The sequence below is a fragment of the Anaeromassilibacillus sp. An172 genome, assembly GCF_002160515.1.
Lineage (GTDB): Bacteria > Bacillota > Clostridia > Oscillospirales > Acutalibacteraceae > Limousia > Limousia pullorum.
This window is the reverse complement of the sequence record NZ_NFKS01000015.1, coordinates 1-26,094: the sequence shown is the minus strand read 5'-3', so window position 1 is coordinate 26,094 and position 26,094 is coordinate 1. Positions and strand designations below refer to the sequence as shown.

Annotated in this window: 22 protein-coding genes and 1 pseudogene; all 23 read right to left on the bottom strand. The window is 42.6% G+C overall.

All coding sequences use genetic code 11. The annotated features are described in order from the left end of the window. Window positions 1-11 precede the first annotated feature (11 nt). Entirely contained in the window at window positions 12-284 is a 273-nt protein-coding gene (locus B5F08_RS08065; protein WP_158096258.1) for a transposase, read from the bottom strand. Beyond that, entirely contained in the window at window positions 268-2,466 is a 2,199-nt protein-coding gene (locus B5F08_RS08060; RefSeq protein WP_087378155.1) for a hypothetical protein, read from the bottom strand. Before B5F08_RS08060 ends, B5F08_RS08065 begins: the two co-directional genes overlap by 17 nt. Next, window positions 2,450-5,923 carry a TIR domain-containing protein gene (locus tag B5F08_RS08055; RefSeq protein ID WP_087378153.1) on the bottom strand — a complete coding sequence of 1,158 codons (3,474 nt, stop codon included), beginning with the start codon at window positions 5,921-5,923 and terminating at the stop codon, window positions 2,450-2,452. The genes B5F08_RS08060 and B5F08_RS08055 overlap by 17 nt, the downstream gene beginning before the upstream one ends. Window positions 5,924-6,013: 90 nt before the next feature. Beyond that, window positions 6,014-6,154: a hypothetical protein gene (locus B5F08_RS13270; protein ID WP_158096257.1), complete on the bottom strand. Its 141-nt coding sequence runs from the start codon at window positions 6,152-6,154 to the stop codon at window positions 6,014-6,016. A gap of 30 nt (window positions 6,155-6,184) precedes the next feature. Beyond that, entirely contained in the window at window positions 6,185-7,750 is a 1,566-nt protein-coding gene (locus tag B5F08_RS08050) for a TIR domain-containing protein (RefSeq protein WP_158096256.1), read from the bottom strand. Between the two features lie 111 nt (window positions 7,751-7,861). Continuing rightward, entirely contained in the window at window positions 7,862-8,149 is a 288-nt protein-coding gene (locus B5F08_RS08045; RefSeq protein WP_204245173.1) for a RyR domain-containing protein, read from the bottom strand. A gap of 1 nt (window position 8,150) precedes the next feature. Beyond that, complete coding sequence (locus B5F08_RS08040; protein ID WP_087378149.1) at window positions 8,151-11,234, bottom strand: Card1-like endonuclease domain-containing protein; 3,084 nt, start codon at window positions 11,232-11,234, stop codon at window positions 8,151-8,153. A gap of 42 nt (window positions 11,235-11,276) precedes the next feature. After that, window positions 11,277-11,489 carry a helix-turn-helix domain-containing protein gene (locus B5F08_RS08035; RefSeq protein WP_087378147.1) on the bottom strand — a complete coding sequence of 71 codons (213 nt, stop codon included), beginning with the start codon at window positions 11,487-11,489 and terminating at the stop codon, window positions 11,277-11,279. A gap of 369 nt (window positions 11,490-11,858) precedes the next feature. Next, window positions 11,859-11,981 carry a hypothetical protein gene (locus tag B5F08_RS13630; protein WP_275532168.1) on the bottom strand — a complete coding sequence of 41 codons (123 nt, stop codon included), beginning with the start codon at window positions 11,979-11,981 and terminating at the stop codon, window positions 11,859-11,861. Window positions 11,982-12,087: 106 nt separating this feature from the next. Further along, window positions 12,088-12,294, bottom strand: a pseudogene (locus B5F08_RS08030) (recombinase family protein); the annotation flags it as partial. After that, window positions 12,295-12,711 (bottom strand): recombinase family protein, encoded by a 417-nt coding sequence (locus tag B5F08_RS08025; protein ID WP_087378145.1) that lies wholly within the window; start codon window positions 12,709-12,711, stop codon window positions 12,295-12,297. It lies immediately after the preceding pseudogene. Further along, window positions 12,712-14,268, bottom strand: a complete 1,557-nt coding sequence (locus tag B5F08_RS08020) for a recombinase family protein (protein ID WP_087378143.1) — start codon at window positions 14,266-14,268, stop codon at window positions 12,712-12,714. It lies immediately after the preceding gene. A 53-nt stretch (window positions 14,269-14,321) separates the two neighbouring features. After that, window positions 14,322-14,507, bottom strand: a complete 186-nt coding sequence (locus tag B5F08_RS08015; RefSeq protein ID WP_087378141.1) for an SHOCT domain-containing protein — start codon at window positions 14,505-14,507, stop codon at window positions 14,322-14,324. A gap of 116 nt (window positions 14,508-14,623) precedes the next feature. Next, a complete protein-coding gene (locus B5F08_RS13745; RefSeq protein WP_087378139.1) occupies window positions 14,624-15,589 on the bottom strand; it encodes an N-acetylmuramoyl-L-alanine amidase in 966 nt (321 codons plus the stop codon). 1 nt (window position 15,590) lies between these two features. Next, entirely contained in the window at window positions 15,591-15,995 is a 405-nt protein-coding gene (locus B5F08_RS08005) for a phage holin family protein (RefSeq protein ID WP_087378137.1), read from the bottom strand. A gap of 23 nt (window positions 15,996-16,018) precedes the next feature. Continuing rightward, a complete protein-coding gene (locus B5F08_RS08000) occupies window positions 16,019-18,001 on the bottom strand; it encodes a DUF859 family phage minor structural protein (RefSeq protein ID WP_087378135.1) in 1,983 nt (660 codons plus the stop codon). A 110-nt stretch (window positions 18,002-18,111) separates the two neighbouring features. Continuing rightward, window positions 18,112-19,194 carry a hypothetical protein gene (locus B5F08_RS07995; RefSeq protein ID WP_087378133.1) on the bottom strand — a complete coding sequence of 361 codons (1,083 nt, stop codon included), beginning with the start codon at window positions 19,192-19,194 and terminating at the stop codon, window positions 18,112-18,114. A 1-nt stretch (window position 19,195) separates the two neighbouring features. After that, the gene (locus B5F08_RS07990; protein ID WP_087378131.1) at window positions 19,196-20,275 is read right to left on the bottom strand and encodes a hypothetical protein; all 1,080 of its coding nucleotides are present in this window, start codon (window positions 20,273-20,275) and stop codon (window positions 19,196-19,198) included. Window positions 20,276-20,378: 103 nt separating this feature from the next. Next, window positions 20,379-22,196, bottom strand: coding sequence for a phage tail spike protein (locus B5F08_RS07985; RefSeq protein ID WP_087378129.1), 1,818 nt, complete (start codon window positions 22,194-22,196; stop codon window positions 20,379-20,381). A 65-nt stretch (window positions 22,197-22,261) separates the two neighbouring features. Next, window positions 22,262-22,588, bottom strand: coding sequence for a type II toxin-antitoxin system RelE/ParE family toxin (locus B5F08_RS07980; protein WP_087378127.1), 327 nt, complete (start codon window positions 22,586-22,588; stop codon window positions 22,262-22,264). Next, window positions 22,589-22,885: a type II toxin-antitoxin system RelB/DinJ family antitoxin gene (locus tag B5F08_RS07975; protein ID WP_087378125.1), complete on the bottom strand. Its 297-nt coding sequence runs from the start codon at window positions 22,883-22,885 to the stop codon at window positions 22,589-22,591. 61 nt (window positions 22,886-22,946) lie between these two features. Continuing rightward, complete coding sequence (locus tag B5F08_RS07970) at window positions 22,947-23,675, bottom strand: distal tail protein Dit (protein WP_087378123.1); 729 nt, start codon at window positions 23,673-23,675, stop codon at window positions 22,947-22,949. After that, a partial coding sequence (locus tag B5F08_RS13265) for a phage tail protein (RefSeq protein WP_087378121.1) occupies window positions 23,672-26,094 on the bottom strand: 2,423 nt, incomplete at its 5' end. The genes B5F08_RS07970 and B5F08_RS13265, both read right to left, overlap by 4 nt.

Below are 26,094 nucleotides of genomic sequence, written 5' to 3'. Positions count from 1 at the left end.
CTCGTATCCTGTTACCTTGATTGGTGTCCTCGCTTCTCTAAGTCCCTTTTTATGCGTTCAACAAGAAGGCGGTTCCTGTCGTGTCCATAACTGAAGAAAAGCTCAAGGCCTCCGTCTGAAGATTTGGGCTTTGCGCCTTCAGAAAGCTGTTGTTCAGAAAATGTTTTGTCACAATCTTCACAAACAAATAGTTTTCTCTTTTTGCTGAAATATATATCTTCAGATCCGCAGTAAGGGCAATTATTCATGTTTGCACCTTCGAAAAAATCAACTAATCTGCTCACCGTCATCCGTCGTTGAAATGGAAGTTTTCAACTCGTTGTCTACTCCCAAAACCCCTTTTAAATCAATCGGCTGCAGTGAACCTTCAATAAAGCGCAGAAATCTCTTTCCTCTTTTGTTATAATTGAAAATCCTAAGATCACTGGAAAACCAGATCTCTTGATTGCTGATCTCTGGCAGCGACTTAATAGATTCCCATACTTCAAGCATGTGGTCATCATCCTCACAGACAAGAACTATTATAGGTCTCTGAGGAAAACTAATTTCAGCTTTGCCATGGTAAAGCTGATCCAGGTTGGCAAACAGTAGAGACAATCTTTCAATTTTCTCACGAAGCCATTGTTTATTACTTTCGATCTCAAATTCTTCTACGCGCCTAACCGGCTCCGCTATCATTGGACAATCATTTATCGTTACAGTGGCGTATATCCTTGCGCCAACATACTCTACACCTTTTAGATGAATGATACAGCTTGTCTCATAATCTTCACCTATTTCGTCCTTATATGTCTTTAACCAATAAACCAGCCACTGATTGGCAGTCAAAAAACGCTTAACCGTATTACCGTCCTGAAAAATATCAAAAGCATTATATCGGGTAGCGTTCTTACCCAATTCATGTAAAAGAATACTGCCATTTCGCCCCAGTGTTATTATTCTCATTGTAGAGTAATTACTGCTATCTAAGCTCCCGTCATCATTTACCGTCACGAATCTGGTTAATGTTATCATCTGGTAATTCGCCATTCTGTTTATTATCTTGCTAAGTTTCGCTTGAGTAACTTCGTTTCTCCAGCCAAATGATACATATCCTGCTTTTATCAGGTCAACCAGCATCGTGCTTGAAACATAGCGAAGCTTTGCGATCCATTCCAGAATGTTTATTTCAAACGGGCCAATGCCGCCTAAAGACCCTTTGTTAAGTGCAGATACTAAATCAAAGAGTTTCTTTTTAGAATCTGAGCCACTGCTGTCTGAAGAGTCAACGGCTCTCAGTACGGTTCTCGGATAGAAAATGAAAGATGAGTTTTCGGCGTTTTTGATACGCCCAAGCTCGTTTTTTTCTTTTGCCTGTTGTTTGGGACCATGTATGACCAGATCGCTTTTTGTGGATGGCTCGTCATCCTCAGACAAAACCGTTTTGTCTATTGGTTTCTGATGGCTTTCTGGGACTTTGCCCTCAACTTTAAATGATTTATTGTATTCACTTGTTATTAAGGAGCACAAATCATACCATGTCAATCTGCTATCATTCCAACGTCCCATCCATTTGGGCGTTGAAATAACGACTCGCTCTTCTCCTTTTGTTTTCTTTATTCTGAATCCTTTAATTGTGCTTTTCTTGTGCGGCAGATTAACATCAGCCATGCAAGATGTAACTTCCTGAACACGACGAAATTCTATGGTGGCTGAATCAGATATGTATTCATAATCTTCACCTAACACCTGTCTCCTATATTCATTTGTGACGATTTCAACTAACTGGTCCCATTCGATGCAGGTTTTATTCCAGTAATAGTTCATTTCTCTGGGCATAAAAACCTGTATGATATCCTTTTCTTTTGTGTGCACAAGGTGGATACCATCTATTTGTTCATTTGTAGACGTAATAGTAGCCATCGCATCAGCCTCAACCCTGACAACTGATGAATAGAAAGTGCAAATCTGTGTCCCACCTGTATTAGATCTATCTGATTGTTTTTTTGCTGATGCTGCCGCCAAGTATTCTCGTGTGACTATCTGTCGCACCTCACTCCATTGTACCTCCGTGTACGACCATCGGGTATGCATCCATGATGGCATATGTACCATAATACCGTCACCAAGTCCGGGCATAACCTTTAAATTGCTAATCACGACGCCTGTATCACGAAGTGTTATATCGGCCAAACAATTATTCTTTTCATCAAAGCTATGCAATTTTACCAGTATCGGCTGATCATTGATTGATTTCCTATACTCTTCAGTTATTTGTTTTCTAACTTCTGCCCATTCTACTTCTTTGAAGCTCCATGAGGTTCCCATGCCAGAGGGCATATGAACCATGATTCCTCCGCCGGGGCCCAACTTAACTCTAAAGCCTGAAATCTTATTGCCGGAGGGCGGAAGTACAACGTCTGCATAGCAATTTCCCTGAACATCAAATTCATAAAGAGAAACGCTCATATTATTCGGTGATGTCATGAACTATGCCTCCATTCTGAATCAGAAAATTGATATTTCGACGATTGCTCATATCTCCATGAATGCCATTAAATGAACACCCAAAAATCCAAATGCCGGTGTAATTTGAATATATTAACTTTCGATACGGCGGAAAACGCTCTATTACTAACAAAGATGAATCCATCTTGTAAACCCGTTGCTCATCGTCATCACTATATTCGGGAATATCGACAAATTCATATCTCCATCCTAGCGGTTCAATACGATCCGTTTCGTAGGAATAACGCGCTCCAAATGGGAAACGCTTCCAAGGCAAAAATGCCATCTGGATACTGTTAGTTAATCTATCACGAACCCACACACAACCAGTTTTACTTCCGGTAAATCGCATGTTCTGAACTATCAGTTCATGGTTGAGTTTTTTTACTTCTCCATTTGAAGAAAAAACATAATATCCATTTCCCTCATAATCTTCAGAGACTACCCCTATCTGTTTAATTTGTGATCCTTGTAATGCCGATTCCTCTGAAAAATCTGAATCTAAAACTATCAAATTAGTTCCAGAACCAACCGCGATCCCATTTCTCAAATAACATGCACACTGGATGTTCGCCGAGAATACTTTTCTGTTAAGCACATCAAAAGATTCTGCATCATACTCGACCAGTAAATTTTGAATTGCCACTAAGACTCTCGAACCATTCTCATTATACTGAATGCAGCATATGCTTCCGCTTCCTGTAGCACCAGCGTCTCTTAGACTCATATATTGAGTAGCCCTCGTTTTCTCTTGAGATTCCTTGCGCAACCTATTATCATCATCCAATTTCTTTTTTAAAGTTGGAGGAAGTTCCCAAGAAAGAGTTCTATCATCGAAACGGGCTACGGAAATCAGTTGCAGCATATTGCTTCTGATAAATTCTTTTCTTCGAGGATTCCATTTTGCACATCTTGCCGGTACGTCATAAGATAGTTCTGATGGCAGTTTGTTTCCGTGAACATCGCACCAAATCAAGGGCTCCAAGTCAAACGAAACATTGACCTCATTATCTTTGGTGAACTGAACATACCTGAAGTTTTTGCTTTTGCTGTTATTACCGTAGCTGCTTACAACGGCTTTCTTTTTTACAGAATAGCAGAAAACAATATTTTCATACATGATGGCCAACATTTCATTGTTGTCTTCCCACGCAAGATCAACAACAGCACTAGATTGCAATTGAATTGAATCAATCCAAACGTGCTTAGCTACACTGTAAACCTTAACCACTCCATTTTTATCTCCACTAAAAACTCGCGATATGCCATCGAAAACAATTGCACTTATTTGTGCTTCGTGTCCATCAGACAGAAAATTAGTTCTATCTATCCAAGCTCCGTCAAAGATGCTGGAATAATATTTGTCCTCATACCAGATTGTAAATCGGCACTTATTAAGCCAGCACTTTCTGAGATCAAGATGAGAGAAATCACACCACGCCATAAGATTTTGACGACCGATTTTCATAATGTTAACAATGTTGGCCACGGCGTTTTGCGTAGATTTGCCAGCTTTGTTTCTCCACAGAGACAATAATTGTTCGGCAACACTCTTTTTCGATGCAGATACGCTCTCTTTATCAGGGAATTCCCATCCTTGTTCTGATAGTATTGGTTGAGCGTTCTCTTCATGCAATATGTCAGAAACAAAGCCAAGAATTTCATCAGAGTATGTTCTTTGCTGCAAAACAGATTCCACTGCATTCATTCGCTCAGCATCCTTGGCAAAAGATTTCATTTCATTTGAAATGTGAAATGCAGCAAAATAATCACGGAAACTTTGATGCAGAAACTCATAGCCCGAATCTGATTTATGCAGGAAATGTAGTGAACCCTCTGCAAGAGCAATTAATGTGTCAGCATCGATTCGACTTCTTCCGCGAATTAACTTGCGAAGTTTATCGCGCTTATACCAAGAGTATCTTTCGCCTTCATCGTTTATTTCATCTATGCTATCCCACACGTCATCTTCGCTCAAATACAAAGATTGCTTTTCAATCATTTTGTATGCGAGAGATGGCAACAAGTACTCTAATAACACAAGATGAGCTGCTCTGTCAAAGCTTTCTTCTTCCGCAGCTCGATATAATTGAGTTTGAAAAAAATTGCTCAGTATCTTCCCCGCAGTATTAGGGTTTTCTTCGAGAACAATGCCTTCTATATTCTGATATTTATCTTTATGCTTTTCAACATCCGCAAACAAAGTCAGCATTAGCGGGGTCCTTATGACAGATAGCACTTTTTCGTCTACGACAGACGGAAGCCCCATGTTCTGTAAATACAAGTTAATGGCTTCTTTGTTCAGAGGCTGCATCTCGAGTGATACAACGTTTTCTTTAAGACTGTGCATCAACGAATTATCAAACCATCGTGATGTCATAACAAGTTTGACACCGCAATAGGCATCAATATAGGTCTTCTTGATAATCCTTTTTACAAATAATTCTATATAACTCAGGGAGACTTCATTAATCCCATCCAGCAAAAGAACAACATTGGGAACCGTTGTATAAGGCACACTCATCAAATCTCTGAGATCTCGCCACAATCTTTGGTTGCCACCACATACAATGCGTTCCAAATATTGATCCAATGTCAAATCAGCATCTATTTTACTAAGGGGAACATAAATTGCATTTATTCTTTTTCCAAGTAAGTATTCACAAGTCTTAAGCAAAGAAACAGTTTTCCCTGCACCGCCTTCTCCGGTAATTAATATGTGCTTGTCGTGATCTGCTTGTCCATCTACTTCGGAGAAGAATTTGACTAATGATACATCTTTATTATTGTCATCTTTATACAGTACATTTATTTCTGAGTTTCTAATAGCAGGGAACAATTCGCTTCTTATTTCATTTAATGCATAGTTTCCGCTTTGTTCGTATTGCCTTTCATGATAAAGGCGTAAACGCGCAATAATATAATCAGGAGTACTGATAGGAGGATAATCGTTTATATCGCCACTGACCGAGTACCTCTTTAATTGCTCCATGGGAACACTGGCTATGATTTCTAGGGCAAATGATTCAATACTACTATCACTATCATCAATTCCAGAACCAAAGCCAAGAATATTATGACCAGCACTAAATGAGAAAAGATAAGCATTTTGCCTGTTTGTGTTCTCACTTACATCATCTATGCAAACAGCCAGTATGCTTTTCTGCTTATCGATAGCACGGTCAAACTCATGAATACAATAGGGCTTATTTACATAAGTCTTCGAGAGAAATGCTATAAAGACTATTGATTTGTCAATAGCGCTATCTATTGCAGCATTAAAATTTTCCTGGGCGCGCAATTCGTCTTTATCAATCCAACTAGAGAAACCGGCTGCGCAAATTGAATCAGCGATTCTTTCCACTAAGGCGCTGTCATTATGCGAATAAGACAGAAATACATCGGCATTTTTAGATTGTACGTTTCCAACGCTCATTATTTACACATCCTTATCCTCGGTTTAGGTGTTCTTCCCCTCTGAGTGTCTCAATCTTATGTGCTTATGTGAGGCTCTCGCTTATTTTTTTTAAACGGAGTCCAGCATATCCTCAATCCAGCAAAGTCTATTTCTATTTTCGTCTTCCGCCTCTTTCATGAGATCATCATAATGCTTTCTTAAGCTCTCACGATATGCGGTTCCAGATCCGGTTGGAGGATTATTGCTCATATTTCTTGCCTCCTTAAATCATTAATGATTTTAAATCCCTAATTCATCCATCTGCTTAAGCATCGATAATGCTTCTGGAGCACCATTCTCAGCAGCATGCTTAAAGCACAGATAAGCTTTATCTTCATCAGGTTCACAACCTCTTCCCGACAAATATAATGTACCTAAAACAAATTCAGAAGGGGCGTCCCCGCAATCAGCAGCATATTTGCAATAATTGAATGCCTTTTCATAATTATGGACCTCAGGGATCTGGTATAAAAGGGCTAAATGTGCTGCTGATAATACATGCCCCCGTTTGGCTGCCATTTCAAAGTACTCAATTGCCAGCGTAAGATTTTTCTCCACATGTCCATAATTATACATATATCCAAGCATATATTGCGCGTTGGGATCTCCATTTTCTGCAGCAATATGATAATACTTTTGAGCTTTCGCGAAATCTTTTTTAAATGAACCCGCCGGATTAAAATAAAGTGTGCCTAATTCAAATGCAGCCATTATGAAGCCGTTATCAAGCGCCATTTGAAAGTACATTGCCGCCTTTGTATAATTCGGCATAAACGGAATGCTTAATACACCTCGCTTGTACATAAGTCCTAATTGATATGCCGCATTAGGATAGGTGTCTGCCATTTCTTTATAAATATCTGCAGCTTTATTAAATTCTCCGTGCTCAATATAGAACTTGCACAATGTATCCTTGCGCGGGTTGTCCAACGAATCCAATATAGAAAGAAAGTACTCTTCAGTTTGATCGTAATTATAAATGCATCCACTACCTATACTGCGCATAAATCCAACCTGACCAGCAGAATACAAATCACCCTGTGCAGATTTAACATGATATTCATAACTTTTCTCATACGATTGATTTTCGCGAGGCATACTACCTGCATAATACATGCGGGCTATAAATTTATCAGCAATAGGAGTATATTCACTTTCGGTAGCAGAAACCTTCTTAAACCACAATGCAGCCTTGCGCTCATCTTTGCCGCCGGAAACCCCATAATAATAATAGATTCCTGCGCTCAGCATTGCGCATATATCTCCATCGTTCGCTTTGACCAGTATATCCTCTAATGACTTATCAGGATCAAATAACTCACTTGAATTGTATACATCTCTAAATCCGTTCTTTCCGTCATTTTTAGATAACAAAACTTCACAAAGAAGAGAATACGGTGAATTGACATATTGTTCAGGGAAAACATATGCATCTATATTGGGAAAAAATGAAATATTATCCGGGAGTTTAGATGCATCGTCAGGCATCGTCACGCCATTAATCAGTAATGGAATTATGTTTTTCCCAAATTTCTTTGCGCAAAGTAGTTCATCCCTTATCCAACAGATTTTATCATTTGATTCCAATTGAGCAATATAATCTTCTGTGACAATACAAATAAAATCTTTACATGCGCTTATTGCTTGCTTCAGTCTTTCAGGAAAATCACCACTCCTCGCTTCATCAGGGTTAAAATAAACACTATACCCAGAACGCTTCAAATCATTCGTTATCCTTGTAGCGAAGTTGTTTCCCACGCCATCATTACGATATGAAATAAAAATATCCTTCTTCGTTTTCATCATATTCACCATCCATTGCCAATCACGATGTGTCACCTATCATGACGGTTATCAAACATTGAGTTATTTAACCAAGCTTATAAACGTTATAAAAGGCGGAGCATCTCTTAACTTTTAATCATCCTTTTTTGAAATGGTATAACCCAATTTAACGATTAGCTTTAGTGTTTCAAACGCAGTATTCCTATCGTAGTCTTTTTCACTTTCTGGCAACTTGTCATATGGGATAAGGAGCGGAGTAGTTTTCTTCTCTGCATCCTTTTTCTCTCCATAAGTCCATCCTTCGGCGATACGACCGACAGCCCATACATCATGAACATTTTCAGCTATTTTCTCCGTAAGAGCAAGCAATTCCTCCGGCAAAGAAATATCACTAGTATCAACAGGTTTAGGATTGTACATGTTATTTATCCTCCTCACTTGCATAAGTTCCATTAATGACCTTTAAAAGAGTATGCCCGATGTTATTGATCTCATCAGGTCTCCAAATAGTCACCACATCCATCATGTTACCACGACGACGCTGCATTGCATTTACAGGCGTACTTGTATAGAAGGGCTTTTCCTGTGTGTCTGCAACAAGAACAGCAGTAGCGTTAATTCCAAACTGATCCTTTAACTCAGCAATCTTGTAGTAGAATTCCTGTTCAATGTCCAATCGAGCTTTACACTCCACAAAGAGAGTCCTGAACCCTTTTGTCAGTATGCAATCGAACTCACTCTTGACATCGGTTCCCTCCCAGTCAATCTCAAAACTGCTGACGACATCATCAAATCTGCCAAGTTCTTTAACCTTGTGGTAAGTATAAACCTCAAGCATCTTCCCGGCTGTTGTGAGCAACTCCTTGATTCTCTGCGTAGCATAGGTAAAGCTTAGTTTGCCATCGGCAGCAAAGAGATTGATAACATACCCTCTGTCACGGAAGTATTCCATCAAGCCTGTGATTTCGGCGGCTTTCCCTGCACTTACCTGAACGCCGTTTACAACAAGGTCGTCAAAAGCAACATTAGCTTCTCTACTCTTTGTATTAAGATGAACGCTTATGAAACCGGGAAGCATCAATGCATAGATGTTTGAAAACAATCTATCGTACTCGTTTCGATACCCGCACCGGTCAATAATTACAACCTCGCAAGAGTCGGTCGTATAACTGCTGACTCTGCTTCCTTGCTCAACAATCTCCTGACTTCTCAAAAACCGAAGGACCTTGGTAACACTTTCACTGCAGGCGAAAGGCAGAATGTAGGTATATCGTTGTTGATCTGTCTCCTTGTCTCTGGGGGCCTTTCGCTTGAATGAAGCAATGATATCATTTTTCTCGGAATAGGCACCAAGCGTGTCACAAAGCGATTTCCACGCAGAGCTTTTTTCCCGGTATTTCTTCCACAGATCTTTGTAATCTGCATAGAATTCGGGGTGATTGCTACTCTCGCTTGATGAAAGTCTAAATGCTGCCATATCTGTAACAGTTATGTATGGCGTCTTTCTGATAAAGCCCAGCATCTCACAATTGGAGATATCATGAAATTTCATGCTACATGAGTCAAACTGATAGCAAGGAAATAATTTATAAAACCCTGCACCCTGAAGCATATAAGATAGTGTGGTAGTATTCTTTTCCACAGCGAACAGTGTCTTACCCGTACGCCTATGATTCAAGTAAGCCGTCAAGTTTTCGTGAACTGCTTCAATCCCTTTAATTGCAATTCGCTTGACCTGTCTGATGCGTCCATTGCCGAGTTGAACTATGCTTTTCTCATATTCCTCTGTTACAAAGGGGGCAACAGCATCAGGGTAAAGGAGAATAAATTCAACGACAGCCTTGAAGTTCTTTTTCCGCATGTATTCGATGACATATGGAATTGATTCGCTGAGTTCATTAAGCGATTGCCTTTTCTCGATATAATATAGGTATAGAATTCTCGATGGACTGACTACAGTTGAAGCTGCAACATTACCAAAAACTGCAGTGTTATCGCCTGTTGAAAAAGGAATAGCAAGATAGGCGTTTTCAGTATAGGTAAGGATGAAAGGAATGTTGTCAACCAAAGCTACATCATCCTGTTTCCAATCCCTGTATTCCATGCTAGCAAGAACGGGATAATAAACGGTTTCAAAAGCCTTGATCTGTTCACGAACAGCTTTTTTACGCTCAACAGGGAGTCCCTCGGAGGCATTAATAAAGGCCATTTTCAGGCTTCTATACTGACGAACCTTACCCATATCTCCATTCCAAACGTCCTTCAGGCAAGTAAACCACTCCTGGAATGCTACCAGGGCTTTTTTGTTGCCTTCTATGAGTGACCTAATTGCAGCTATGCTGTTACCTGAAAGGAGATTCTGCTTCTTTGCTTTTTTTGCTTTCCTGGCATAGACACGGTGCAGTTCGACTGACATTCGATCCAAATCATCAAGCTGACCAAGATCCGTATCCGAAGCCTTATCCCATTTATCATAGTTATCATTGGATCTGAACTCCGTTGCAAGCTTCTGATCTGGTCTGCTCCTGACAATACACACATGCCTCTTACGCTTCTCATCCTTGGTAATGCCAGTTGCACACTCTTCGAGATCGGAGATATGTTGCCATCCAAGGCAAAGCTTCTCCGCAACCCATCTGCGATGCTCAATCCAGATCAGCTCATTTTTCAGCCCGCGATTGCTTTTATCTGACAGTATTCCTCCAAATCTCCTCGCTGCTTCAACAAAGCCAGTCGTTTCCAAGTCAATTCCAATACTATACAACTTATACTTAAGCGAAAGGACACTGGATACGCAGGAGCTATGGTTATAATCCTTTCTGTATCCCGCACGTACTGCTCCGTAATTGACATTTAGGTTTTTCTCCCAAACCAAGTGTGTATTGAACGCCATTCGCTCAACTTCAAGATATGAAGGAATTCGCTTTATATCGGCATTAATAAAGAGCGGATAAAGGAATGACAGCTGTTCGTCAGACGATGTGCTCTTTTCGCATATATAACTGATAGAGCAACTCATTTCAAAAACTTCAACTGCGGTTCGACAGGCATCACCAGCCGCCCTGTTCAACATATCATCGCCCAGTGCAATAAAAACATAATGCGGTCTCCTCAAGTCATATTGTTCGCACATTATTGTCTGAAGTATATCTGCATTTTCATTCTGATCGTTCCCAGCAAGTTGGCAAGATTCAAATGAAATGCGACCATAATTGTCATCGTCTTCAGACAATGTGCCGTCTATGTCAAAAAAGCTGGGCAGTTCAGGTCGTTGTGCGAGATAGGCCGTTTTCTCGTTTTCACTATCCGTTATGACCGTTACGTTTAACTTCTTATTACGAATTTGGCCGCTTTGCAAGGAAGCGTCAAGAAATTGCTGCCCGTGTACTCCAAATCCAATTATCAGGACATTAAGGCTGTCATCGGATTGTGAACAACATGCGTATAGCGGATGTGCATACAGATGATATTGAATAGCCAAAAAAGAATTGTTAAGTTCCTTCATATGTTGATCCTCCTATAAAAGTACAGTTCCTTTGATTCTGCTTTACCGCTCCTCGTCAGGGTAATACTCAACTATTTCACCAAAGTCTGTATCTAAAACCTCACATATCCGCTCCAGAACCTGCATGGTTACCTCTTGATCCTTCTTCATTCTCGTTAAGGTGTTTGGCGCTATATCAGCTTGTTTTCTTAACTCTGCCGTTGTCATCTTTTTGTCAATTAGCAACTTCCATAGCCTGTTATAAGAAATAGCCATACTTTCACTCCATTCTTTCGGCGTTTTCATTTTCAACTTTTCATCGTTAACATATATTATACACTGGGCCGTTCGTCTTTGTCAAGCCAAAACTCGCAACTTGTTGCGATATATTCTAATGCAATAGCAAGGACATCGCATCGTATTTCGATCAAACCGCTTACATGGGACGAGTCCAGCATAAATCTTGAACAGCAGTATTTCCACACGGTTCCTCATTTCGCACGCGATTTACAGCCATTCTCGCTCACGAATACAAGACTGGACAACAGATGAGATGATGCCCAAAACAAGAATAACCTCGACTGATTGATCTGTCGTGGTCGTTGTCAATCTTGTCAAACATTTTAATTTTTCCTATGGCTGTTGTCAGAGGGTGTTGTCAAATGGATTTCTGCTGTTGCCGTTTTTTCCTGTGGGTGTTGTCGTTTTATCTGCTGCTGTTGTCAGCGCCATCCTCGCTTTGTCGTGATACCACCAGCAGATAAACATAAAGAAAGGGCTGCCGGAGAGTCTCTAATCCCCGAAAGTCCTTGATTTCAAGCCATTCTACCGTTCTGACAACGGCATTTATTTGTATCAATTCTTGGGTTTACATTTCGGCAAAGATGCCTGCAAATTCCCACTCCGGATTCTTTTGAATGTATTCTGTATAGTGAGAAACCTGTGCCTCATAGCTGGTAGCCTGCTCATCGCTGTCAGTACTGACACGGCAGTACGCTGCGACTCGAAGCTTCGGTTTTGTGTCCTGACGGGCAGTGTTTCCGACCTGCCTTCTAGCAGGGATCACCATAACATTTCCCATTTACAGCACCTCGCTTTCAATTAGGCTGTAGAGATATTCTGCTTGCTTTTGGGGATTCGGGTCATATTGTGTGCTAGGTTTCATTGTGAAAACAGTCGGTATCCGAATGGATCGATGCTGCTTTTTTCTATGATTACGTCCAAGTTTTGTGGCTCGACGTTTTCGCTCCTCCTGAGCCGCACAAAAGGTTTTGTGGTCAATAATAGGCGGATAAAAATCATCCCCAAGGTAATGCTTGTTTTCCAAAATACGCTTAACCGTTCCGTGATAGGCTTTAATCCCGGCCTCATTTGCGGCGGTTTCCAGAGAAAGCCCACTGAGATAAGCGGAATATAGCGTTTTGATTTTTGCGGAATCGATCTTGTCAACAACTGCGACACCGTTTTCTATCCGGTAGCCAAAAGGTGTATGTCCCATTCACTCACCAATCCTTTCTTTGAGAGTAAGTCCGCATTTTAGAACAAACCAGATTTCACTGCGGTTGAATACCTGAATGTGATCTACAAAGCTGGTAAAGAGCGTTTCATCAAAGGATTGCAACATATCGCTTTGTTCTGCAAAACGAAGCAGTTTTGCGGTTTCACTCAGTTTCGATACATCGCCGGTCATATTTGTGTTAATGGCTTCTATGTTTGCCCGGTATTCATCCGCTTGGGCAAGAAGCGCATTGTTTTCCCGGTTATAAAGCACCTGATCGATATATCCCTGGGTCGTAAGCTTGGTGAGGGTTTCTCTTTGCTCCAAGTTCTGCTCCAGTAAACGCTCTAACCGCTGAATCTGGCCAAGTGCTTTGTCCTTTGAATTGTTTGCAATCGTCCTCTGATACGGTTTCAAGACCAGCTTGTGGCTGTAGATCAGCTTATTCAGCATGGTTACAAAAGCCATTTGTAACGCATCATCCCGGATGTACTTCATAGAGCATGATGCCTTATCGGAAAGATGGGTATTACAGCACCATGCGGCATAGTTTTCATATGAACCGGAATGAATCCGGCGCTTGAAAGTATCACCGCATTCACCGCAGATGATCTTCCCAGAGAAAGCATATCGTTTTTGGTATTTTGAGCCACCTTTTCCAATGCCTTTCTCCTTGGATCTTTGTGCCGTAAGGCACTGTACCGCCTCAAAATCCTCACGGCTTATAATTGCCGGATGATGCTCAGTAACCATATACATATCCTGCTGTCCGGTATTTCTGTGCCGAACAAATCTTTCATCGGTATAGGTTTTTTGGAAAATGACATCTCCCACATATTTTTCATTGGATAGGATTCCACGAATCGTGGTAGGAGTCCAGCGGCCGCCCTTCTTTGACGGTATATTTTGCGCATTGAGTTCTTTGGCAATCGTCTCTACGCCTTTGCCTGAGAGCACGTCAGAAAATATATGCTTGATGATTTCTGCCTGCTTTGGTTCGATGACAAGGTTGTTTCCGTCCCAAAGGTAACCGTAAGGCGGATAGATCAGTTTAAAAGTTCCATTTTGAAAGCGCCGCTTTATTGACCATTTTACATTGTCAGAAATGGAAGCGGATTCACTCTGAGACATACTGCTGAGAACCGATAAGAGAACCTCGCTTTCCATAGACCCTGTATCAATGTTTTCCTTCTCAAAGAAAACCGTGACATTGAGCCGCAGGAGTTTTCTGATAATTTCCAGGCAGTCGGCAGTATTGCGCGAAAAGCGGCTGATCGACTTTGTAATGACGTGATCTATTTTCTTTGCCTTGCAGTCGGCAATCATCCGAAGAAGTTCCATGCGTTTTTCCTTCTTGGTTCCACTGATTCCTTCGTCATAATAAATCCCGGCAAATTCCCAGTCAACTCGAGCGGAAATATATCGTTCATAGTGATTTTTTTGGGTATCCAGACTTTCCAACTGTGCATCGTTGTTCGTGGAAACACGGCAATAGGCTGCCACTCGCAGTTTGGAGACTGCGGTTGGAGCGGCGGCAATTTTTGTGACCCGTTTCATGCGTCACACCTCCCTTCTGTAGTGTCACATATTAACTCTAAAAGCATGGATAATCAACTTATTTTCGGCATAATCTCCACCAAATCCGGTGAGAATGTGTCACGGTTAATCTGCGTTAATTTGTTAAATTCGGACAAGGAAATAAGTCCATTTGCCAATAATTCATCTGCTGCCTTTTGTGCCAAATAGTATTGGTAGTCTTTTTGCAGTTCGATTGGATTCATTGTATTTTCACGCATAGCGAAACCTCCATCTGAGGGATTCCCTCAGTACCCAATGGAAACGAGAAGTCCGTTTTGGCGGGAAAACACAAAAATAAGCCCACCGAACCGAAATGGCTCGATGGGCTTTGGAATTAGTTGGGAATTTTCAGTTTCTGACCGCTGAAGATGGTGTCGCTGGTCAAACCGTTGAGCGTTTTGATCTCCTTGTAGCGGGAACCGCTACCGAGGTATTTCACGGCGATACCCCAGAGGGTGTCGCCTTTGGCCACGGTGTGGACACGATAAGTAGTGGCACCACTACCGCTCACAGGAGCCAGATCAGACACACGAACCGGGGACATGATAGCATTCGTACCGCTCTCATTCTTGTTGATGACAGCACGATCACCGGAAACCTCCTGCACATACCAGTTTTGATTTCTCACCCAGGTGGGAATGGTCTGTCCGCCATAATACTTGATACCTGTGATCTTAACAAGGTCACCCGTTTTGATGGTTGTGCCTGTATCAGGATTTGTGGAAGGCTCAGAAGTACCGCCACTAAGCAGTGCTTTGACATCTGCTCGGAAGGTATCCATGCTCTTTCCGTGCTTGGGGAACCAGTGCATCACATCACCGTGATTGGATGCGATGCCCTTCTTATATCCCTCGTTATGGCAGATGATATTCTGCTCGGTCAGACCGTACTGCTTGCAAAGGTAGGCGCACAGTTCCACGGCTTCCTTGTAAACCTTGTCGAAATAGGTCTTATCGGTAAGCCCGTCCTCACAGATTTCAAAGCCGATGTGCGTATCGTTGGCAGAACCACCTGCGTGCCATCCACGGTGATTCCACGGTAAAGTCTGGTATGTTGCAATTGTTCCGTCATTAAGTTTACCTATAAAAGCATGAACACAAACCTCACTGCCTCCGGGATGATATGTGTTCCAGTGATTGTTATAGATGTTTTTCCCCAGAAGTCCGTCGTCAGGACCTACATATCGTTTAAGCCACGGATTATTTGCCCCTGTGCTGTGAACCATGATGCCCTTTACCGTGATTTTTTCTCCTGCTTTGTAGCAGGCATTTGCAGTAAGAATAAGCTTATGTAAATTCATATTATTTTTCCTCTCTATTATTCAGCTGTTTAAGTATTTCCTTTAATTTTTCGGGAACCGGCAGACCGATATGTGAGGCGTTTTCCAATATGGACACGCCCTCATTTGAGAGATAGAAAAATACCACCACGTTTCTCAAAATGCCTGCCTGTCCCAATATGTAAATATCCAAAAGATTTCCGATTCCCACCAAAGCGAAGATGAGAACCTTTTTGCATATGCCTTTAAATCCCACCTCGCTTGAAAGTTCCTTATCGGCTATGGCGCACATTATTCCCGTTATGTAGTCTATTACCACAAACGCCATAAGTGCGTAAATAAAGCCGTCGTTTCCTCCCAAAAACCAGCCGACAAATCCCCCGAAAGCGGAAAAGCCTATTTGTATTAAAGTCCAGATTTGTTTCATTATATATGTTTATCCTCCTTAAATTATGATTTTTGAACCCAGGCGTTCCAGGATGAGTTTACCTTTGACCTGACATACATGGTAAACGGACTGTCACGCTTGGTATATCTTTGAATAACCACATTTGTACTGCACGAGAAAACCTCAAGCATACCGTAGTTTGTACACGGATAGTTTAAGCTTGTATCTGCCGCATATCTTCTAAAGTAAATCCCCGGCGCAGTCAGGTCATTAAGGTTTGTATCGTCTGGAATTGCTTCCATAACCAGTCCCATAATATTAAATCCGTTCATCCTTATTTCCCCTTCAACATCGAGGGCGGACTGAGGATTGGGCGTGTTTATTCCCACTTTTCCTTTTCTTAAAGCGATAAGCGGTGTTCCTTGTGGCACAACAAAATAAATATCCAGCGCAGTTGATGTGTACAGTCTGTCCTGAATCTGAAGATGGAAGTCATAGGAATAATTGGCGTCAAGATTACAAAGCTCAAGGTTTTCATAGGAAAAGGACGAGCCGTTTATATCGGCTGTTGAAAGTATGCTGTAATAGCTTCCGTATGAACTTTGATTTGTCTTTTTGTATCGGTAGCGGATATATCTCACCGTGTTTTTCATAGTTCCGTTTATTGTAACAGGAGATATTGAACCGCTGAATTTTAACTGCATTTCAGATTCAATATCGTTGGTTCGCCTAAGTGTAACCGATGAGATTTTTGGCTTTTCATAGGCGATAACCGTTATTGTTACTGACTTGGAACAGGTATAGCCTCTTGAGTCTGTAACCGTCAGAACAACCTCCACACTTCCGGAAGCAGTAACAATCCCGATTGTCAAATCTCCGGATACTGTGTTTGAAACGGAAACTCCGTTGCATGAAGCTGTGTAATTTTCAATAGACGCTCCGTTTTTGGCTGAGGCGGTTCCCGGTGTCACTGTAAGTGTTGAATAGCCCTGTATGAGATACTGGCTGTTGCCTGTGATGCTCACCGTTGTGCTGTTGCTGTCCCTGTATGAAAAACCGCTGAGTGTTGGCGCTGAGTTTGCCTCTGTTGTCTTTACCTCGGCTGTAAACGTCGATGCAGTTCCAATCTGTGTTGAACCGTTAAAGGTTGTAAGCTCAAATACCGCTTTAAAAGATTTAAAACCTGACATGGCGTTTAAAAGCGTTGTTCTCTGCGATGAGGTTAGGGTTACTGTGCGGCTCGCCGTTCCTAAAGACCACTTCAAGCTTGATATTGTAAGGTATACCGAGTTTCCGTTTTTGATTTTCAGTGTATGTGTGTAGGAGGCGTTGTAAACTGTTGTGTTGAGATAAAGATATACCGTGCTGCTGTCAGCCGTCACATCCTGAACGCTGTTTATCTCCGTACCTCCCAGAGTTTTAACAGATACACTTTGAGAAACTCCGTAAACCCGGTTTGATTTTTTCCTTGCCCTGACCTTTACTGTATAAGAGGTGTTGGCTGTGAGATTTGATATTGTCGCTGAAGCGGATGTACCTTCGGCAGTTGAAAACTGCGTCCAGCTTGAGCCGTCATTTACGCTGTACTGCCAAATATCGCAGACAGCCGAAGATGTGGCAGAAACAGAAAACCCCTTAGCGGTTATACTGTTAATAGAAAAGGAAACCGTGGGAGCGGTTCGGTCTATGTTTGTCAGTGTCATGGTTCCGCCGTATTCCAAAGAACCGTAAATATACACACGTGTTGAAAATCCCACTGTTACTGTTTTGCTTCCGTCTGAATTATGTGGAACATTTATGGTTCCGCTTACGCTTCCCTTTGCGGCAGGGAAAACTCTGTCGCTCCAGTAGGTTCTGCCCTTTGAGTAAACTGTGGTTCCGTTTATTGTAACGGTTGTGGCGTCAACAGTGTAATAGGTTTCTATTCCTCCGGCGGAAGTCAGTGTCCAGCTGAGTGTTGAGGAATTCCCGGGCGTGTCTACTGTTTCGGTTATTGTAAGCTGTAAATATCTGCCCTCATATGAAGAGCTTGTCCATGAAGCCATAATAAAAATCACCTCGCCTGTATTTTAAGTTTTATGTGAGCAGTGAAGGGATTCCAAAGGGACCACCGTCCCTTTGGCAGGAAGTTTGAAGGACAGAGTCCTTCAAGGTCTTAATCAAGAACAACGATATTAAGCCCCTGAGAGGAATCTTCCAGAGGCACAAACTTTGTTTTCCCCACCGTAAGCTCTCCGTTTACGGTGGTTTTCTTTGTCAGTGTTTCGTCCTTATTGAGGGTAAAAATAACCTCGTCGTTGTAATATCCGGCAAACTCCGTGTTGGTTATAACTGTTTTCTGAGAAGAAGCGGAGTTTGAAACCTCAATACCCCTGCGGTCTATTTTGACCTCGGAGGTATAAATCTCGTTGGGAGCCGGCGTCCACTTTCTGGGAATAGCGCCCTCGGTGAGCGTTATGTCTGAAAGGTAAAGAGAGCTTCCACGGCTGTAACAGAAAAGCTTTATAGTCGGGTCTGTCACGTCGCTGAGAGTCAGCGAAAACTCTGTCCAGCCAAAGGAGGGGACCTGATTAAAAACATCCTCGGATTTATTGCCGTTGTAGATCACTTTCACATACCCCGAATAGTTTGACGTCTTTTTCGCCTTGAGCGTTATGGTATAAGTCCCCGGCACAACGCTGTAAACGTACTGGGTGAGATTTGAAGAAGATCCCAGCACAATAGCAGAGTCTGAAACCGTATTGTTTTGTGTGTCTGTGGAGGAGTCAACGGACACGGTTCCCGAGTATTCCCAGTCGTCGGTAATGCCGTTAAGTCCGGCTGAGTTTTTAACATAGTTTATCCCTCCCATGTACTGCTCTTCAAAGGTCAGTGTAAGTCCGTCTACGGTCTGGGAAAGGTTTGAAAGCTTTTTTTCCGAGCTTAAAAGGTTTTCTTCAATCACCCCTTGGCTGTCGGATATTGTTTGTATCGTTTCGGTGAGAGAGGAAACATAGCTGTTAAGTCCGTCGGCGGTCGACTGAAAGTCGGAAATCCTGTCGGTGTTGACGGAAACCTCGCTTCTCAGACTTTCAAGACCGTTCTCCTCAACCCATTCCGAGCCGTCCCACACCATTGTTTTTGGCGGAACCTGTGTCGTGTTTACCCAAAGCTGACCGAAATAGGGATTGTCCGGCGGTGTGTCCGAGGTTATCACATCGCATATATTGGTTATGGTGAACTGTGATGTTGCTCTCATGCTAAAGCTCCGCAACCACCATAAATGTGGCTTTTGTATCAACGTCCGCCGTTCCTACTGAAAGAGTTTTTCCCATCTTTGAGCCGTTTGTTCCCCATGAAGTGTCTATTGAACCGTCCTTATCGTACTTTGTCCAGGTGTATGTTCCTATGCCGGCTGAATCAATCTCCATTCCTGCCTGATAGCAGACTGCGGTCAGTGTGGTTGAACCCTGTCCGTTTTTGAAAACATCTCCGCCGGTTGAGGTTATGATTATCTGAATCGGGTCTGAATTATCGATAAAGGTTGCCACATCATAAAACTTTGAATTGTATGTGCTTGAGGTTGAATCCGTGTCCTTTGCCATACACTTAAATACCGCATAGCTTTCAACCGCCGCCGCATATATGGTTATGGTGGATGTTGCGGTTCCGGTATATTTTCCTGTTGTGTCGGAAAGCTTTTTCCAGCCTGTGCCGAAGTCAGAGTCATATCCCGTTGAGGAGGAACCTGTAACGCTTGGGTCCATCAATGCCCATTTGTAGGTGACGTTGGTTGTGTCTACACTGCTTCCTCTCCAAAGCTCGGCTGCGGCGGTCAAGGTCGCTATCTCGCTGTTTTTGAAAACATTGCCCTTGGGTGTTGTCACCAGCAGGTCGACAATACCGCCGCCGTTTACAACTCTTGAAAATGAGATTGTGAGCGGGTGCGTTATTGAAAGTCCCGTTGATGGGTCTTTATAGGTTATGACGCATCGGTAATCAATGCCCGGAAGTCCTGCCATCACGTTTCCTTTTACTGTGAGAATATGGCTTTTTGTTCCGCTTAGAGAATAGGAGCCGGAAGATGTTATTGCGGTGGAAGAGCTTCCGATATACCATTTTACAGAGGTGACCTCATTTGAAGTTATTTTATCTGTAGTTGTTCCTATAACATAAAGGCTTGGAGTCAGCACCAGATTGGATGAAGTCCAGTCCGGCGAATATGTGTTGTTATCCGGGTTGAACATCTGTGTTTTTGCAAGGTTTGAGCCTATGTAACCCGTAAGGGTCAAGGCGTCGTTATAGTCAATAATTGTAAATTGTCCCTGAGCTTTGCTCATAAGTACCTCCTGTTTTATTTGTATTATTATTAAGACCTTGAAGGACTCTGTCCTTCAAACTTCCTGCCAAAGGGACGTGGTCCCTTTGGAATCCCTGTTTTTGTTACAACAGGCTTTTTCTTGTGGTTGGGTCTATCAGGTCACAGAAAAAGGTCGCACGAACTTTTACATCATCTGAGGTTATGGTTATCTCCTTTGTTCCTCCGTAATGTTCAGAATTCCAAAGCTTATCATCGTCGCTGTCATCTGAAACCCTTGTCCAGATAAACTGATTATTATCAAGGCTTTCCGTTATATTCTCATCCCAAGAATAGACAGTGGCGGTAAGAGTTGTGCTGATATTCCCGTTTTTGAAAATGTTTCCATTTGACGAGGTTATAACCAGTCTGTACATTTTCTTTTCTTCAATCTCCGTGACCCTGTCGCTTATTTCCGTCACCGTTGAAGAGGTGGCGTAGGCTCTCAGGTGAACCTCTCCGCTTTCCAAATCCCACCATGACGAGCCGTCCTGAGATGAAATAACACCTGCCTTTATGATGTTTGCAAGCAGAGAACCGGTTGTGATAAAGTCAGCCACTATCTTTCCGTCAGAAGTGATTGCCGTCTTATATGGTCCGTTATAGCCGTTGGAACTGAATCCGAATCCTGCCGAGTTCCATCTCCAGACATTAACGGCGCTTTCTATGCTGGGTTCATCGAGAATCAAAAGTTCATATGGTCTGCCGTTTTCATCGCAGTTTATCACAACATATCCGCCTGTCTGTCCGGTTATTAAGGCAGTGGCATTGTTTACCGCCGACTGTAAAAGCTTGGGAAACCTGCCTACCGTATTTTCCACCTTTTCCACCGAGGACTGAACCTGTGATATGGAGGTTATCATGCTGGACTTCTCATTTCCCAGCGTTATGCTTGAGTACCTTTCTGCCAGTGAGTCGTAAACCGTTTCAATGACCATAGCCGAAACGCTGACTCCCAAAGAGGTGTGACGGACTGTCACAGTGTCGCATAGGTTCACACGCTCCAAAAGCGCTGAGTATTCCGGCTGTTTCCACAAGGGTTCAAAGGAGATTTTAACTGTGGGAATTGTGTAGCCCAAAGGGTTGTTTTTTATGTAGTCCTTTGCCGCTCCACGGAGAAGCTCTTCCGTGATTACCGCCCCGTCCTCGAATTTATCCGTAAAATCCATAATCAAAGTTTTTTCTCTTGTCATTTCCGAGGACACTATTGGCAGAGTTTGTTCGGGCAGGGTTACGACTTCCTCGGTTTCTGAATTCTCCGGCGTATATACGGCATAGGGTAAAAGAGAAGTGTAAACGCCGGAATTGTCCTCGTCCTGTTCAAGGTCTGTAAGGTTTTTTCCGTATTCGATTACAACTCCTGTGTTTTTCCCACGGTGAGTGTGGAACTTCACCGTAAAGTTGTCCCATTCAAACTCGCCGTGCCACTTTGAAAGCATTGAACCATCCGAACCGCCGAGACAGGCACGCACACTTTTGGGCTTCTCAACAGTAAAATCCTTATCTTCCGAATAGTCCGTCCAGCCGGTAAACCTTGCATCGCCCGATAAAAGCTGATTTAAAATCAAAGAGGGCGAACGGCTGTCTGTGGAAAAGGGCATAACCGGAACATTGGCAAGGTCATAGGAAATATGCTGACCGTAAACCGAAACTAATCCGTTTATGGGTTTTGTGATCCTGTAAATCCTGAAAGCCTGTGGGTTTGCGGTATCGTTTGGTTTTACCTTGATTATCGCTTCCTTTGTAATCAGCGAATAGTGCTGACCGGTTACAGGATATTTTAAAAGGCACTCAAACACACCGTTTCGCTCCTCTGTGACCTCGCAGGAAACAGTGTCTGTAAGAGCGCCTAAACCGAAGGTCGAAAAATCAACGGCGTTTGCCGGAAACAAAACAGGAATCATAGACAGCACCACCTCCTCTTGGACAAAATAAAAGAGCCGATTTCTCGACTCTTTTTAATGTTTTGCTAAATTTTTAAATCACGTAAAGCGGAAAGTTGATCTCGTTTTCCGTAAAGCACAGCTGTTATCCAAACCGTACTGTCGCTTTCTTTAATAAAGAAATACACGATAAAGTTTTTAATAACCATTTTTCGTATACCCTTTGTTCGCCAAGGTTCATCAATAATAAGAGGGAATCTCGAAGGCATGGTATTCAGCTCAGAAATTTTTTCCTGCAATAAGCTTGACCATCTTTTTGCTGTTTCAGGTTCTAAAAGTACATGTGATATATATGAGATAATTTCATAAATCTGTGCTGTAGCTTGATTCGTGATTTTTACTTCATATTCCATTTAAATGTCCTCGTTTATCTGTTTAAAAGCTTCGTTTATGCTCTTTCCGTTGCCTGAGATTGCTTCATTATAACCCTTTTCCATCATTGCATCAAACTGTTCCGACGTCATTGTATCAAGAGTCTGGGGGTTATGGACGGAGAGAGAAAAAGGTATGCCGCCGGTCATAATGATTTGCCTGTAAAGCGTGTTGATTAGTACGGAAACCGGCATACCTATTTGTTCCAGCACCGCTTCCGCTTTTTCTTTAATTTCAGGCTGAACTCGAACTGTAACATTTGCACTTTTTTTAGACATATAAATCAACCTACCTTTCAGTTAAATAATAGCATATTGTATAGCAATTTGCAATACATTTTTAAAGACAACACCACTTGGGTGTTACAGTGATTTGTTCAACATTTCCTATGGTTGAAATGAAGTTTTCGCCGCTGTTGAGCACCGGGAAATCTTTACCTGTTACCTTCTGGTTTAAAAGCTCTGTTTCCCAATAGAAATTCATCTGCTCGCTGTCGCAGGAAACTCCCTTTTCAATATCCTTAAAGCTCCATGTTTTGTTAAAATCCTTGTTTTGAACCGTCAAAGAAAAATCACCCGACCCTTTAATTTCTATTATGGGCATTGAGGGGAACAGCTCTGGGTTTAATATCTTTCCTCCGTTTTCTATTACAACAGGACTTAATCCCTCAAGACTGTATCTGAAAGGCTTGCAGTTAAATGTAACTGTAAACACGCCGACTCTGTTTAACTGCTCCTCAATCTCAAGATTCTGATGTATTACTCCGTATCGAATGTAGTTTTTGTCATAGGAATCTGTTATTTTGTGGTATCTGTCCGGTTCCGAGTAAAGCCAGCCTTTTATTTCTTTGAGAGTTTTTGATAAATCGGAAACAGTTTTCCTCGCCAGAAAAACGGTATAGGAAATTTTGACATTTGAAAAACGCTTGTTTGATATTATCAGATCGCCGTTTCTGCCGGGAATCGACTGAAACTCTATGTCGTATTCGGGAGCGGAAAAAACATTCTTGCTCTCAATATGGAGCTTAAACTCCTCGGAGCTTCTCCCGTTGTAGGTAAAATAACTCATGCAAATACCGCCCCTTTCCTCATGGCAAATTGATTTGCGGTTTCCATAACCTCATTGGTAAGCTGACGTATATCGTCAGAGCTGTAATTGTTGAAGTTTGCAATGTTTAATACTATTGTAAAGCCGTGGGATTTTTCGGAGGACAAGCCGTCATAAGCCGAGCGGATATTGCCGCTTAGGTCAAAGTCTGTGGGAAGTGAGCTGTTCATATCCTTTGAAAGACCGTTCATAACTCCGCTTATGTCACGGCTAAGATTCTCGGTTGCCTTGACTGCCAAATCACCTTCGCTGTCAATGGAGCCGGCAAGACCTTTTACAAGCATTTCGCCAACCCATGCCATTTCCTTGGAAGGAGAATTTATGCCGAAGAAACTGCATATTCCGTCCCAGATTCCGGAAATCCAGCCGGAAACCTGATCCCAGAGCCAGCTGGCAAGTCCCGTTATACCGTCCCACAGCCCCTTTACAATGTTTCCTCCTATATCGGTTATCTTGTACATGAGGTTTCCGAATGCCTCTACAATCCCTGTGATAATCTGAGGGACTGCCTTTACTATCTCGACGATGATTGTCGGAAGATTTTCAATAAGTGAAATAAACAGCTCCACGCCTGCGTTTATAATCTTGTCCACATTTCCGGACAGGGAATCAACTATGCCGGATATAATCTGAGGCACAGCCCCAACAACACTTACTATTATCTGGGGAAGATTTTGAATCAAGGAGGTAAGAAGATTAAATCCCGCCTGAACTATCTGAGGTATGGAGTTGATTAAGGCGTTAACTATGTTGTTTACTATCTCGGGTATGGCGGCTACAATGGCGTTGATTATCTCAGGAAGAGCCTCCACAAGAGAGGTCAGAAGGGTTATTCCCGTGTCTATAATCATGGGGATTGACTCAAGGAAATATGTTACTATTCCTCCTATTATCTCCGGAAGAGCCGCTATGACTATGGGCAGGGCATTTAAAATACCCTGTGCCAAGCCGGTTATCAGCTGTAGTCCGGCTTCTAAAATCATCGGAAGATTTTCAACCAGAGTTGTGACAATCTGAGTTACGACCTGTACTATCGCCGGAATCAATGTGGGCAGAGCGGAGCTGAGTCCTGTGGCTAAAGCAGTAATAATCTGCAAAGCCGAATCCAAAAGCAAAGGCAGAGAGGTGATAAGCCCGTTTACAAAGGTTAAAATCACATTCAAAGCGGCAGTTGTCAGCTGAGGAAGAGCCAAAGCGATGCCGTTTATTATGTTGATTAAAATATCCGTTCCGGCTGTTAACAGCGCCGGAAGGCTTTCGGTTATGGCAAGAAGAATCACAGGAAGTATCTGTGAGATTTTCTCCATAAGCAGCTCCGTAAGTCCGGCAATACCCTCTGCCAGTATGTTGGCGGAGTCTGCTGTTCCGGTAAGAACTCCCTGTAAGCCCTCGCCAATAAGCTCAACAAATGGAAGCATCTCCTCTAAAACACCGGCAGCCATAGTTTTAAGTGTGGTCATTATTGGTTCTGCAACGGCTCCCAGCTGGGCATATGCGTCGGTAAGCCTTGCCTGGGCTTGCTGGGCTTCGATAACATCGCCGTTTAAAACCTTGTAGTTTTCCGCCGCCTCCTGATACAGACCGTTGAGTGTGTCTGTTATGAGAGCCGCACGCTCCTGTTCCGAGTTACAGCCGTCAAGTGAGGACTGGAAATTCTCCTCGCTTACTCCTGCCCAGTTTAAAGCGTCAGCCAAAACTCCGGTAAGCTGTCCGGTTTTGGCGGTTTCATTTGAAGCCTCCGTCAGACCCTCAATGGGCAGACTGTCACCGAAGGTTGCCCAAACACCGGCGGCAATGTCCGTCCATTGGGATAGCTCCTGTTCAGATTTACAAAGCTTTGCCAGATGGTTTACCGCCTCGACACTTCTGTCCTCTTCGCCTAAGATAGAATAAAAATCGGTGTAAGCATTTCCCGCCTGCTCTGCGGTAAAACCTGCTGTAGTAAAGGCAGTATCAAGCTTTGCTTGGTCTTCACGGTGTTCTCGGGTAGATTCAGCAAGGTCTAAAAACTTTTTTGTAAGTCCAACCAGGGCGGCACCTGCGGCAACAGTGGCGGCTCCCACGGTTACCGCCATTCCTTTTACCGCTGTGCCTATATTTTGTATGGCTTTTGAGGATTTTTCAGCATCATCCGAAGCATTTTTAACCTCATCTCCGAACTCGTCGGCTTCCTTACCGGCGTCTGAAAACTCATCACCTGTATTTTTAAGACTTTTTTCATTTTGCTTTAGCTCACGCTCCATATCGTTGAGAGCGGCCTCAGCGTTGTTCAGCTGGATCTGCCAGTTCTTTGTTCTCTTGTCGTTTTCACCGAAAGAGTTAGATGCATTGTTCAAGGCAGAGCGAAGTGTTTCGATTTTCTTTTTCTGTTCATCAATTT